Source organism: Gluconobacter sp. NFX36 (assembly GCF_049887835.1).
GTDB classification, from domain to species: domain Bacteria; phylum Pseudomonadota; class Alphaproteobacteria; order Acetobacterales; family Acetobacteraceae; genus Gluconobacter; species Gluconobacter japonicus_A.
Genome location: NZ_JAGEKJ010000006.1, coordinates 172,300 through 185,107, shown reverse-complemented (window position 1 = coordinate 185,107; position 12,808 = coordinate 172,300). Strand labels below are relative to the sequence as shown.

Sequence of the window (12,808 nt, the reverse complement as noted above, 5' to 3'; positions counted from 1 at the left end):
CTCACAGGCACAGACACGCCTCGCCGAAGTCCAGACGCGGGGCACGAGGCGCGGCATGGTCCGGATGAGGCTCGTTTTCTGCCGGGTAACCAAGACCAATCAGGAAATTTGCCCGCCATCCCGAAGTGGTTAGCAGCGCATCTTCGACCATGAACGAATCAAATCCCGACATTGGCATTGCAGAGAGGCCCAGCATCCGGGCAGCCAGAATGAGGTACCCCCCCTCCAGCGTACCATTCCGGAAAGCAGTTTCTTCCGACAGGCCGACATCTGCCGCAAACCAGTCCCGCAGCCCTTCATCACACCCAAGTCGGGGAAGCGTCTCAAAGAACAGCGGATCGTGGCAGACAACAACCAGAACAGGAGCCGACATGGCCCGTTCGACGTTTCCGGGAGACAGGGCGGGCCGAAGCCGCTCCCTGGCATCCTGCGTCGTCAAGAACACAAAGCGTCCCGGCGAGCAGTTCCCGGACGTCGGACCCAGCTTCACCAGATCGTACAAATGCCGCAACACGTCTTCCCCAACAGCCCGCGGGGAAAAAGCCCGTGGTGTGCGGGCCTGTGTAAACAGAACCTCGGCGCCCGGCATAGGGCCGGAACACGGGGTCTCCGTCACGGGGAGAGACGTCTCGTCGTCCATAAATCAGTCCTCGACCTGCTCGACAGACTGCACTTCCGGCACATAATGACGGAGCATGTTCTCAACACCATGCTTCAGCGTCGCGCGGGAAGACGGACAGCCTGAACAGGCGCCCTGCATCGTCAGGTAAACAATTCCGTCCTTGTAGCCCCGGAAAGCAATGTCGCCACCATCTCCAGCCACAGCCGGACGAACACGCGTATCCAGCAGATCACGGATCCGAACCACAACGTCGGCATCTTCCGGCGCAACATCATACTTCAGGGCTTCATCACCGCCAGCGAGTACAGCTTTGCCGCTCTCAAAGAACGTCGTGAGCGTGCTAAGCACAACCGGCTTCATGTCTCCCCAACTGACGTCCGGCGCCTTGGTGATGGAAACGAAATCGCTGCCCAGAAAGACGCGCTTGACGTCCGGCAGAGCAAAAAGCGTTTCAGCCAGCTCGGAACGCCCTTCAGCAGCTGAGGCCTCTCCAAAATCAACAGTGCGCGAGTCTCCGGTTACGGGGCGTCCCGGAAGAAACTTCAGCGTCGCAGGATTCGGGGTATCTTCGGTTTCAATGAACATCGTCGTCATGTCCTCAGTGTCCAGTCCGTCCCTGACATGTGCCACTTCAGCCCTCGGCGCAAGGGTCTGGACCAATCCAGTCCCACTTCCCGGTCTTCAAACCTGCGGCCGTTCGCCAATCGTTGGCTTGCGAGCAGGCGGCAGAACAATTGTCGCACAGAGCCCGCCATACCCCTTCTCGGCATCGCCCCGGCCCAGACGCAAATAGCCCCCTTCCCGGGCAATCTCGCGGGTCACAATGGCCAGTCCCAGCCCGATCCCGCCCGTCTGACGAGAGCGGGACCCTTCCAGACGGTAGAACGGTGTCAGAACACGCTCATATTCACTTTCGGGAATACCCGGACCATTGTCCTGAATGGCAATTTCTATGGAGTCATCGTCCCGCACCGTCAGGGTGGCCAGAACATTTCCCCCGTAATTCAGGGCGTTCTCAATCAGGTTGGACAGAACACGCTTGATCGCCAGGGGGCGGACGCGGACCAGCGCCCGATCCGGGCCTTCGTAGCGGGCATCCTTGCCATGATCGGCATGGTCATCCACGAGCGTCGTCAATGTAGCGACGATATTGATGGTCTTTGGTTTTTCTGGGTCATCCGCACCCGCGAGATACGCGAGAATGCCATTCACCATCCCCTCCATCTCATCAAGATCCGACTCGATGGCAGCCTGCGCCTCACCATCGTTCAGAAAACCGCATCGAAGCCGAAGGCGTGTCAGAGGTGTTCGCAAATCGTGAGAGACGGCCGCCAAAGCCTGCGTCCGGTCATTGATGAGGCTCTGAATACGGCGCTGCATGGCGTTGATGGCGCGCGCAACGCCTCGGACTTCCCGAGGACCGCGTTCCGCAAGCGGCACCCAGGTTTCATTGGAACCAATCTTGTCCGCAACAGATGCCAGAGCCCGCAAGGGCATACTCAGGCCACGAATGAGCATGGTCGCCGCAATTGCCACGGCACAGGCTGCAATCGCGGCGGAGGCCAGACCACGTGTGAAATGATGTCGTCCCAGCAGCCCCGGAACCCGGAAATGGATGTAACTTCCATCCGGAAGACGCTCGGTTCCCAGCACGTCAGGGGATCCGCTTCCCAGCGTATAGAGATCAAGCTGGGCCTGAGCGAGGATAGGATCATCCTTGATCAGCCGCTTCGTCAGGTCCAGCAGGACCTGCGGCCGGTGTCCCGGCAACCGCGGCATGGATGTCGCGGGCTGCCAAGCAACGCTCAGTTCACTGCCCGAAAGCATAACTGCCAGAAAGGAGCGCTGCGTAACAGGTGCAGCCGCCAGCACACGCAAATTGGTGCTCAGCCCTTCTCCAAGCTGTGCAATCCGCACGTCATCAACAATGTAGGTTTCAGCCTCGCCATAAAAAACGGCATTGGCGAGGAACACCAGTGTGACCGCTACGGTCAGGACGACGCAGACACGCCCGACCAGTCCCAGCGGCCACAGCAGGATCCGATTCTGAATATTCAGACCCGTTCGACCTCAGCTACGAAGATATAGCCTAGTCCCCTTACCGTACGGATAAGCTGGTCTGCATCAGAACCCAGCTTACGGCGCAGACGGCTGACGAGAACGTCGATACTGCGATCCGAGACATCACCCAGACGGGTACGGGACAGTTCCAGCAGACGATCACGGGCAATGACGCGCTGGGGATTATCGAGGAAGCTGGTCAAAAGATCGTGTTCAGCTCCGGAGATATCGACCGTCGCACCACTTGGATCAGTCAGTTCACGGCGACGGAGATCAAGCGTCCAACCCGCAAACTGTAATTTTTCGCGCCGAACCTTCTCCGGTGCTGTCGTGCCGGGAGTGCCTCGTCGCAGGACCGCACGGACACGAGCCAGCAGTTCACGCTGGCCAAAAGGCTTGGGCACATAATCGTCTGCACCAGTCTCAAGCCCCATGACACGGTCACGCTCTTCACCACGGGCCGACACCATGATGATGGGAACCTGTGACGGCGGCGTCTCATCAGGATGACTTGCCCCTTGGCCACTGCGCAACGCACGGCACAACTCTATGCCGTTCGTACCAGGGAGCATGATGTCCAGAATAATGAGATCGACCGGAGCCACCTCAAGGGCGGCCCACATCTCATCACCACTGGCGACACCACGGGCGCGGAAGCCGCCGCCCTGCAATGCGCGCAGAATGAGGGTACGCATACCTGCATCGTCTTCAACGACGAGAATGCGAGCGGGAAGATCGGGGTCTGAAAGATTTGGCACCATACTTTTCCATAATCTCAGCGGGGCAAACACTACAAGCAACAAATCTGGGCTGGAACTGTTCCCTTATCTTGAGCGCTCATGACGGAAAGATTTTTCTGCCTTACAATACATGAAACGCAGGACCAGCCTAATCAGGGTTCCTGCCATTCGACCGGAGTCTCTCATGACAAGCGTTTCTCCCGGCGTCGTAACAGGCGCCGATTATAAAACTCTTCTTCAGGCATGCAGGGACGGCGGATATGCCCTCCCCGCCATTAACGTCGTTGGAACCAACAGCGTCAATGCCGTTCTGGAAGCCGCCGCAGCCAACAGGTCCGATGTCGTCATTCAGGTCTCGAATGGCGGGGCCCGCTTCTTCGCCGGCGAAGGCTTGCCGGATGCCCATCGCGCCCGTGTTCTTGGTGCAGCCTCAATGGCGCATCACGTTCATCTTCTGGCGAAAGAATATGGTGTCGCCGTCATTCTTCATACCGATCATGCTGATCGCAAGCTTATTCCCTGGCTTGAGGACCTGATTACCCTCAGCGAAGCCGAGTTCAAGGCTCAGGGTCGCCCACTGTTTTCATCCCATATGCTCGACCTGTCCGCCGAGACGCTTGATGACAATCTGGCTCTCTCCCAAAAACTTCTGACGCGCCTTGCACCCCTTGGCATGGGCCTGGAAATCGAACTGGGCGTCACGGGCGGCGAGGAAGATGGCGTCGGCCATGATCTGGAAGAAGGTGCGGACAATGCGCATCTCTATACCCAGCCGGAAGACGTGCTGAGAGCCTGGGAACTGCTCTCGCCTATTGGCATGGTCTCCATCGCCGCGTCTTTCGGCAACGTTCATGGCGTTTACAAGCCAGGTAACGTCAAACTCCGTCCGGAAATCCTGAAGAATTCACAGGATGCCGTGCAGAAAGCCACAGGAAGCGGGCCGAAGCCTCTGCCGCTGGTCTTCCATGGCGGCTCCGGTTCCAGTCTGGAAGAAATTCGGGATGCCGTGGCTTACGGCACCTTCAAGATGAATCTGGATACAGATATCCAGTTCGCTTTCGCTCACGGCGTCGGCTCTTATGTCAGCGCGCATCCGGTTGCCTTCCAGCACCAGATCGACCCCGCGACAGACAAGCCTATGAAGTCCCTTTACGATCCTCGCAAATGGCTCCGCGCAGGTGAAAAATCCGTTACGGAGCGTATGGGCGAGGCTTTCGAAATCCTTGGCTCAAGGGGCAAATCCATCGCCCGAAGCTGAAACAGCTCCGGGAGATAGCCCTCCAAACTCTGACGCCGGGTCTCAGGGACCCGGTGTTGCGGAAGCAAGCTTCGTTCTGGTGACATCCTGGGATGCCGGAACGACATCTTCCCAGCCGCCGCCAAGAGCGTTGTAAAGACGGGCCAGATTGGTCGCGACAGTTGCATCGCTCTCGGCAAGGCTCATCTGGGCGGACTGAAGCTGACCCTGCGCATTCAGCACATTCAGGTAATTGGTCAGGCCGCTGCGATACTGGCTCTGGGCCAACTGAAGCGCCTTGCGGTTATCATTCACCGCACGCTCCAGACCCTGATGACGAAGCTGCTCGTCCCGATAGGCAATCAGGGCATTATCAACGTCATGCCAGGCCTGAATGACCGTCTGCTGATAGGAAATCGCCGCAGCCTTCTGCGCATATTTCTTCAGTTCCAACTGGCCGCGCAGACGTCCACCCTGGAAAATCGGCAGGGAAATGGACGGCCCGACATTCCATGCCCGGGCATTCCAGAACCCAAGATCCCGGAAGGACAGGGTTTGGAAACCGAAATCCGCATTGATGGTGATTTTCGGATAGAAGTCCGCTGTCGCCTCACCCACTTCTGCTACGGACGCGCGCAGTTTGGCTTCGGCTTCCCGGATGTCGGGACGGCGATGAGCCAGTTCAGACGGAAGCCCCACAGGCACAACCGGCGGCACAACAGGAATACCGGCATTTTTCTCGAGTTCTGCATTCAGGCTACCCGGAGGCGCGCCGAGCAGGAGGGCCAGGGCATTCTCTTCCTGCGCGATACTCTGCTGAAGCTGGGCTGCCTGCGCTTCGGTATCGTGCTGACGGGCCTGCGCAGAATCCACATCCACTTCCGTCACCAGACCGCTGTGATAGCGGCTCTGGGAAATATCCACGATCTGCTTCAGCGTTGCGAGGTTATCCTGAAGCACTTGAAGGCGCTTCTGGTCTCCCCGCAGGCCCATGTAACCGCGCGCCATATCGGCCTGCTGGGCAATCAGGACTGACCGGCGTTCCTCGTCCGTTGCCTGAAGATCTGCTTTCGCAGCATCATACTGATGCGCGACACGGCCCCAGAGATCGATTTCGTAGCTGGCATCAATGGAGGTTTTCCACTGATTGAGCAGCGGAATTGTGGCGCCACTGGCTGCACCACTTAAAATGCTACTGCCCTGATCACCAAGAAGCCCATTATCGGACTTGGCAATACTGCCCCCTACCCGGCTGATGATTTCCTGCATCTGCTTTGTGCTGAACTGGCTGCGGGTATAGGAACCAGAAGCACTCAGCCCGGGAAAGCGCTCGGCACCCGCCATCAGAAGCTGTGCACGGCTCTGCGCCAGATTGGCCGTCGCAAGGCGGAAGGACAGGTTCTGCTGAACCAGACGGTCTTCCAGAGATGCCAGTTCCGGATCGTTGAAGACCGTCCACCACTTGCTGGCGGCCTTGGCTTCACTGGTCACACTCTCGGGCGCGCCAGCCGTATGATCGGCATAATGCGCGGGGGACCAGGGGTGTGGTTCATGATATTCCGGCCCAACCCGCAGGCAACCGGACAAAGCAACAAGGGCGCAGCCTGACAGCAGCGCGCGGGACAGAAAGGCTGCGCTCACAAAGAAACTCCTGATACGGAAATGATCTTGCGGTGACCGACCAGTTCGGTCAGCATAATGGAGACGGTAGAAGAACCACAAAAGGACCCTGTCCCCTCATGACCAGCACCCCTGTCCCCCGCACCCAGAACACGCCTGACGAAACCAGCGCGTCTGTGTGCCAGTTGCGCGCCAAGCGCGAGCAGATCCTGCAGGGGGCGGAAAAGGTTTTTCTGGCAAGTGGATACGAAGGCGCGTCCATGTCCCAGATTGCCAGAGAGGCTGGCGTTTCGAAAGGCACGCTTTACAATCATTTTGACGGTAAGGCGTCCCTGTTTTCTGCGTTTTTCGAAGAACGTAGCAAGACTAAACTTGCCGCCATCGAGGCCATCTCGCGTGAAGACGGGCAGGATGTTCACACTGTTCTGCGGCGTCTCACGGAAAGCGCCATCAAGATGATGCTCAATCCCACTTCCATGGACCTGTACCGCATCATTGTTGGCGAGGCAGGAAAGTTCCCCAATCTGGCCGATGCGTTCTGGCGCTATGGTTTCGGGCGCACCCTGCACAATCTGGCGGACTGGCTCCGCCGTCGCAGCGATGCGGGAGAGCTTCACATCGAAGATCCCGAATTCGCGGCCGAACAGCTCATGATCCTGTGTCAGGCCCGCATCGTGCACCGTCGTCGCCTCATGCTGCAGGTCGATGACAGCCCGGAAGCGATCAGCCTTCTGGCGAGCAGGACGGCAGATTCGTTCATGAAAATGTACGGTCCCCGTCATCAGTGACCCCCAGCCGGTTCCGTTTTCTTCGTACTGTTGGGTGACAGCAGGAAGCAAAGCGGAACCACGAACATCGCAATGATACCGATCCAGCGGAATACTTCGTTGTAAGCCAGCATCGAGATCTGCGATGTGAACTCTGCAAACAGGCGGTGAATTGCAAACGTATGCGCGGCGGCAGGTGCGAGGCCATGTGCTTCCCCCACGGCCTGCGCCTGATTGATGTAGTTCGTAAACTCCTGCCGTCCCGGCGTCATGTTGTCGGTCACATAGGTCTGGTGCCGCTGCCGGGTCTCGATAATCGCCGCCGTAGCCAGAGAAATGGCCATGGATCCCACATAGTTTCGCGCCATACTGAAGAGCGCCGATGCGTCCGAGTTCAGTTCTCGCGGCAGAGTAGAATAGGCGATCGTGGAGATCGGCACGAACAGGAACGCGAGTGAGGCCGTCTGGGTGATGCGGTAGAAGACCAGATGTCTGAAATCAATCCCGGCATACAGGTTGGCCGCCTGGAACATGGCCATGCCCATGAAGAAAAATCCAAATGCGATCAAATAACGCAACTGGATGAACTTCATCAGTCGCCCCACAAAAGGGATGAGAATGATGATAGCCACGCCGCCCGGTGCAAGCAGAAGCCCTGACGTTGTCGCCGTGTAGCCCAGAACCTGCTGCGCAAACTGCGGAACAATGATCGCAGAGGAATAAAGCGTCGCACCGACCATCGAGATCAGGAACATGCCTGTCGCGAAGTTACGATCCTTCAGAACCGTCAGCTTCACCAGCGGGTCCTTGGCATAGCACAGCCAGACAATCGCACCGAGAACGCCGATCACGCCCAGAACAGCCATGGTGATGATGAAGTTCGATCCGAACCAGTCATCATCCTCGCCACGGTCGACCATGACTTCGAGACAGCCCAGCCCCAGCGTAATGAGGCTGATACCAATCACGTCGATTTTCTCGCGCTTCTGTTTCTCCCATGGCGGATCTTCCACGAAAGCCGTAACCGCCATGACCGTCAGGATACCGAACGGAACGTTGACGAAGAAAATCCAGCGCCAGGAAAAATTGTCCGTCAGATAGCCACCCAGCATCGGACCGAGAACCGGGCCAACGATGGTTGCAATAGCCGTCATGCCAAACGCTGCGCCGCGTTTTTCAGGCGGGAAGGTATCCAGAATGATGGACTGCTGGCTCGGCTGCAGACCGCCACCAAAAAATCCCTGCATCAGTCGGAAAACGACGAGCATGGGCAGAGATGTCGCCAATCCACACAGGAAAGACGACACCGTGAACATGGTGATGCAGATGAGGAAGTATCGTTTCCGCCCGAACAGCCGCGAGAGCCAGCCGGAAATCGTCAGAACGATACCGTTTGCCACCAGATAGGACGTCAGCGCCCAAGTGGCATCGTCATAGGAACTGCCGAGCGATCCCGCGATGTGTGGCAGCGCCACGTTGACGATGGTGGTGTCCAGCACCTCCATGAAGGCCGCCAGCGTGACCGTAATGGCCACAAGCCACGGATTATGACTGGGTTTCCAGTCCTGATGCCCGGCAGTATCGCTCATTTTACGTAAACCGTGGGAACAACAGACATACCAAGAGCCAGCGGCAGATGAGGATCAAGACCACTGTCGATCAAGATTTTCACCGGAATACGCTGAACCGTCTTCACAAAGTTACCCGTCGCATTTTCCGGCGGGAACGTGCTGAAGGATTCACCCGAGCCAAGCTGAATGGAATCCACATGGCCCTGAAGCTTGAGCTGCGGATAGGCATCGACTTCGATATCCACCTTCTGGCCCGGACGCATATGCGTCAGCTGCGTTTCCTTGTAGTTGGCGACAACCCAGACTTCCGGCTCAACAATAGAGAACATCTGCTGCCCGGTCTGAACGAAGTTGCCACGCTCGACGCTACGCTGGGAGACCCAGCCATCGTTCGGCGCGCGAACCTGCGTCCATTCCATATTCAGTTCCGCCTGCTCCAGAGAGGCCTTGGCAGAATCAAGATTGGCCTGCTCCTGAGTGACACGCGCGTCAGCATTGGCAACATTCGCCTTGACCGGCTCAGCCTGCGTTAACTGGCCCTGCGCCTGAACAACACGGGCGCGGGCTTCTTCAAGCGCTGCACGAGCGTAGTCAATGTCCTGCTGCGATGTCGCGGCGCGAGCCACACTCCGCTGCCGCTTGTAGTCCGCCTCGGCCTTTGTCAACTGAGCCTGTGCTGCCGCAAGATTACCCTGCGCTGTAACGAGCTGACCCGGATAGTTCTTATGAGCGACCTCAACCATCAGCTGATAAGCCTGCATGTTGGCTTCAGCCTGGTGAATGGCCGCCTGAGCCTTATGCAGGGATGCCGCGTAGTCGCGGTCATCGATGGTCAGAAGCAGATCGCCACGATGAACATACTGGTTGTCGTTCACCAGAAGCTGGGTGACATACCCGTTCACATGCGGGGCAATGGCAACCTTGCGGCCTGCCGTATAGGCGTCGTCCGTCTCAATATTATTGCGGGTCAGGAAAAGGTAGAGACCAATTCCGACCAGAACCAGAACAACCACCAGAATCAGAATAATCCTGACAAGTGGATTGCGCTTTTTCTGCGGTTTTCCGGACGCTCCGGACTGCTGGTCGGCCTGCGCCTGGTCGCCTTGCGCCATTATCGTCTCTCTCGCTTTAACGGGTCTGTCCGAAGTGACCGGCTGGAAGAGTACCCTGTAACGGGCCCATTGACCGATCGGTTCGGTCATCCATGACATATCGTCTCTCAGCCTTCAAGCCGGAAAAAACTGATGCGTTTCCTTTCTGGAGGGAACGCTTTTTCTTTTTCGTCGCAGCCTCACAAAAAGAAATTTTTCGCTCTTCAAGAAAGGGTCAGCGCAATCCTCTGACCATGTGTCTTTTTCAGAGAACACCCTTGATCTTACTCAGCCCGGCAATCAGGGCCTGACGTTCCCGCTCCGCCTGGTCCGTCGGTCCGAGACGGAGAATCCACGAAGGGTGGGCAAGAGCGAGATGCGTCCACCCCTCGCCTGCATGCTCTCGCAGGGTGCCACGGACGTCTTTCAACCGATCTGAGGGACCACTCACCGCTCGCAGAGCCGTTGCCCCAAGTGAGACAATCAGTCTCGGCTTCACCAGGGCAATTTCCCGCTTGAGCCATGGCTGACAGGCAGAAATATGCTCGACACCCGGTGTCTGGTGGATGCGCCGTCGACTGTTGACCGTAAATCGGAAATGCTTGACGGCATTCGTCAGGTAAAGCGCCTCGCGGGCGACGCCGGCTTCTTCCAGACATCTCATCAAAAGCTGCCCGGCAGGCCCCACGAACGGACGGCCTGCCAGATCTTCCTGATCTCCAGGCTGCTCCCCTACAATCATCACCTTCGCCGTTTCCGGCCCATCTCCCACCACTGCCTGTGTAGCGTGACACTGCAAAGAACAGGCCCGGCAGCCCCGAATATCCTGTGCAAGCTCCGTCATACTCCCGGGAACATGGGCCTGAATGGTGATAGCGCTTTGTCTGGCCTGAATGGCCTGATGAAATTTTGGCGCAGGCAACGCTTCTCTCGCAGCCATTTCCGCAACACGCTTTTCAGCTTCCGCCACGAGCTGAGGAATCAGGGCGGCTTCTGGCAGATTCTTCCAGTACCGGCGTGGCATCTCATTTCGCATGGCTTTTGTGCGAACACGGGCCGGATTGAAAGTCGAGGCATAATAGGTCTGCCACAACTGTTCGACATCATCCTCAAGAGCCTGCTTTGCACACGGCGTGAACGAGCAGTTCAGCGTAGTGCCATCCCAGCTTATGGAACCTCTCGGCGTCAGGATAAGCCAATCCATGTCTGCGAAACGCTTGGCAAAAAAGGACGAGACTTTCTCCAGAACATGATGATCCGGCTCGAACCATGACAGGAATCGTCGTCGACCGTTTTCGGTTGGGTCCTGCTCCCGGAAACGGACAAATGCTGTCATTTTATGCGCGGCCCGGCGAACCTGTTGCACCATGCGCCGGGCCTGACCCACGTCCGGGTCAGTGGGAACGGACAGAAGATCCGGATCCTCCTGCAAACGCCAGAGCAAGCGATACGCCAGCGCGAACCGCTCCGGGCTGGAATGGCACAGAACATCTTTCAGAACAGGCAGATTGGAGGCTTTCAACCTGACGTCCCGCTCGATCTCCCCTGCGAAAGACGTCGTCTCCGCACAAGAGAAAAGATCTGCGTCCTTTCCCTGCAAACGCCAGACAATCTGCTCAGGAGGAACACCACGCTGGAGGGCAGCCCGCGCCGTCTGGCGCCAAGACTCGAACGCGCTGGTGTCTGCCAGAGTAACAACAACAGACATCAGAGAAGGCTCATCTGCTGCGGCGCGGGCAGGAACAGAGTTCGCAAATCCTGTCGATCTGTCAGGCGGGCCGGACTCCATCCGATTGCTTTCACAAACGGGCGCACCTTTTTAATGGACACGTTCAGGCGCCCCAGATCTTCCAGACGGATCGCCCTATGCTTCCGCGCCATCAGAAGAGCCTGAACGGTTTTCACACCCAGACCGGGCACCCGGAGCAGTATTTCCTTGGGCGCCCGGTTTAAATCCACCGGAAATTGCGCACGATTATCCAAAGCCCAGGCAAGCTTTGGGTCGATTTCCAGATCCAGCATTCCACCGGGCCGGGATGCCGTCAGTTCCCCAAACTCAAACCCATAGAACCGAAACAACCAGTCGGCCTGATAAAGCCGATGCTCCCGCTGAAGCGGAGGACTGCGAACCGGCAGAATGGCGGACGCATCCGGGATAGGACTGAATGCCGAGTAATACACCCGGCGCAATCCGTAAGACCCATAAAGTCCTGAACTGCTGGCCAACACATCCCGATCCGTCGCAGCATCGGCTCCGATAATCATCTGGGTGCTCTGACCGCCCGGTGAAAACCGTGCTGCACGGCGGCCTGTATGCGTTTTTTCCTTTGCCGCATCGATCTTGAGACGCATATCTCCCATGGCACGCCGGATGCCACCTGCGTCCTTTTCAGGCGCATAATCCTTGAGGCCCGTTTCTGTCGGCATCTCGACATTGATGGAAAGGCGATCTGCGTAAAGACCTGCTTCTTCCAAAAGCTTGGGAGACGCATCCGGAATGGTCTTGAGATGAATATATCCCCGAAATCCATGCTTCAATCGCAGATCACGCGCGACCTGAACAAGCTGTTCCATGGTGTGATCGGAGGACTGAATGATTCCCGAGGACAGGAACAGACCCTCGATACAATTGCGCCGATAGAACTCCAGCGTCAGCCAGATTACTTCGTCTGGAGTGAAGCGGGCACGTTCTACGTTTGAAGAAGACCGGTTGATGCAATAGGCGCAATCATACACGCAGAAGTTGGTCAGCAGGATTTTGAGAAGCGAAATACAGCGGCCGTCTGGCGTATAAGCATGACAGATGCCGTTACCGGTCGTGGACCCAAGACCACCCGTTTTGGCAGAGTCCCGACGCGTGGAACCACTGGATGCACAGGACGCATCATACTTCGCGGCATCGGACAGAATCGCGAGACGTTCGGACAGAGATTTCTTCATGCCATGTTCTTATTTCGTTCTTATTCATGAAATGCAAGAACTGCATGAAATTTACCGGTTGTTTGCCATTTTTCCGTCAGACCCCGTCATCGTTTTTTAACGATGCAGATTCAGGTTCCCTTAACCATTCAAAGACTATCGTGAAGAGGCAAAACTGCA

The 12,808-nt window shown here is 57.3% G+C and carries 11 protein-coding genes; 2 read left to right on the top strand and 9 right to left on the bottom strand.

What is annotated here, in order from left to right; translation table 11 throughout:
* Position 1: 1 nt before the first annotated feature.
* From J4P41_RS08415 to J4P41_RS08400, 4 genes are all read right to left on the bottom strand, one after another.
* A complete protein-coding gene (locus tag J4P41_RS08415) occupies positions 2–640 on the bottom strand; it encodes a malonic semialdehyde reductase (RefSeq protein ID WP_426066757.1) in 639 nt (212 codons plus the stop codon).
* A 3-nt stretch (positions 641–643) separates the two neighbouring features.
* Positions 644–1,207: a NifU family protein gene (locus J4P41_RS08410; RefSeq protein WP_026017565.1), complete on the bottom strand. Its 564-nt coding sequence runs from the start codon at positions 1,205–1,207 to the stop codon at positions 644–646.
* Between the two features lie 96 nt (positions 1,208–1,303).
* A complete protein-coding gene (locus J4P41_RS08405; protein WP_426066792.1) occupies positions 1,304–2,656 on the bottom strand; it encodes an ATP-binding protein in 1,353 nt (450 codons plus the stop codon).
* A 20-nt stretch (positions 2,657–2,676) separates the two neighbouring features.
* Positions 2,677–3,444 carry a response regulator gene (locus tag J4P41_RS08400; RefSeq protein WP_023943939.1) on the bottom strand — a complete coding sequence of 256 codons (768 nt, stop codon included), beginning with the start codon at positions 3,442–3,444 and terminating at the stop codon, positions 2,677–2,679.
* 163 nt (positions 3,445–3,607) lie between these two features.
* Between J4P41_RS08400 and fbaA the strand changes: the two genes are divergently transcribed.
* Complete coding sequence (gene fbaA, locus J4P41_RS08395; RefSeq protein ID WP_426066756.1) at positions 3,608–4,681, top strand: class II fructose-bisphosphate aldolase; 1,074 nt, start codon at positions 3,608–3,610, stop codon at positions 4,679–4,681.
* Positions 4,682–4,723: 42 nt separating this feature from the next.
* Here fbaA and J4P41_RS08390 read toward each other — a convergent pair whose 3' ends face one another.
* On the bottom strand, positions 4,724–6,301 hold the full coding sequence (locus tag J4P41_RS08390) for an efflux transporter outer membrane subunit (protein WP_426066755.1): 1,578 nt from the start codon (positions 6,299–6,301) through the stop codon (positions 4,724–4,726).
* Between the two features lie 98 nt (positions 6,302–6,399).
* Between J4P41_RS08390 and J4P41_RS08385 the strand changes: the two genes are divergently transcribed.
* Positions 6,400–7,068, top strand: coding sequence for a TetR/AcrR family transcriptional regulator (locus tag J4P41_RS08385; protein ID WP_023943942.1), 669 nt, complete (start codon positions 6,400–6,402; stop codon positions 7,066–7,068).
* Here J4P41_RS08385 and J4P41_RS08380 read toward each other — a convergent pair.
* From J4P41_RS08380 to J4P41_RS08365, 4 genes are all read right to left on the bottom strand, one after another.
* Positions 7,062–8,636 carry a DHA2 family efflux MFS transporter permease subunit gene (locus J4P41_RS08380; protein WP_426066754.1) on the bottom strand — a complete coding sequence of 525 codons (1,575 nt, stop codon included), beginning with the start codon at positions 8,634–8,636 and terminating at the stop codon, positions 7,062–7,064. The two genes, J4P41_RS08385 and J4P41_RS08380, sit on opposite strands and share 7 nt — an antisense overlap.
* Positions 8,633–9,730 carry an HlyD family secretion protein gene (locus J4P41_RS08375; protein ID WP_062017814.1) on the bottom strand — a complete coding sequence of 366 codons (1,098 nt, stop codon included), beginning with the start codon at positions 9,728–9,730 and terminating at the stop codon, positions 8,633–8,635. The genes J4P41_RS08380 and J4P41_RS08375 overlap by 4 nt, the downstream gene beginning before the upstream one ends.
* Before the next feature lie 244 nt (positions 9,731–9,974).
* Positions 9,975–11,417, bottom strand: a complete 1,443-nt coding sequence (locus J4P41_RS08370) for a UdgX family uracil-DNA binding protein (protein WP_426066753.1) — start codon at positions 11,415–11,417, stop codon at positions 9,975–9,977.
* Positions 11,417–12,649: a putative DNA modification/repair radical SAM protein gene (locus J4P41_RS08365; protein ID WP_061931850.1), complete on the bottom strand. Its 1,233-nt coding sequence runs from the start codon at positions 12,647–12,649 to the stop codon at positions 11,417–11,419. The genes J4P41_RS08370 and J4P41_RS08365 overlap by 1 nt, the downstream gene beginning before the upstream one ends.
* Positions 12,650–12,808 lie beyond the last annotated feature (159 nt).

Bases quoted from the DNA above. Each gene is read 5' to 3' on its own strand.
- J4P41_RS08415 (WP_426066757.1), bottom strand. From the start codon at position 640: ATGGACGACGAGACGTCTCTCCCCGTGACGGAGACCCCGTGTTCCGGC.
- J4P41_RS08410 (WP_026017565.1), bottom strand. From the start codon at position 1,207: ATGTTCATTGAAACCGAAGATACCCCGAATCCTGCGACGCTGAAGTTT.
- J4P41_RS08400 (WP_023943939.1), bottom strand. From the start codon at position 3,444: ATGGTGCCAAATCTTTCAGACCCCGATCTTCCCGCTCGCATTCTCGTC.
- fbaA (WP_426066756.1), top strand. From the start codon at position 3,608: ATGACAAGCGTTTCTCCCGGCGTCGTAACAGGCGCCGATTATAAAACT.
- J4P41_RS08385 (WP_023943942.1), top strand. From the start codon at position 6,400: ATGACCAGCACCCCTGTCCCCCGCACCCAGAACACGCCTGACGAAACC.
- J4P41_RS08380 (WP_426066754.1), bottom strand. From the start codon at position 8,636: ATGAGCGATACTGCCGGGCATCAGGACTGGAAACCCAGTCATAATCCG.
- J4P41_RS08375 (WP_062017814.1), bottom strand. From the start codon at position 9,730: ATGGCGCAAGGCGACCAGGCGCAGGCCGACCAGCAGTCCGGAGCGTCC.
- J4P41_RS08370 (WP_426066753.1), bottom strand. From the start codon at position 11,417: ATGTCTGTTGTTGTTACTCTGGCAGACACCAGCGCGTTCGAGTCTTGG.
- J4P41_RS08365 (WP_061931850.1), bottom strand. From the start codon at position 12,649: ATGAAGAAATCTCTGTCCGAACGTCTCGCGATTCTGTCCGATGCCGCG.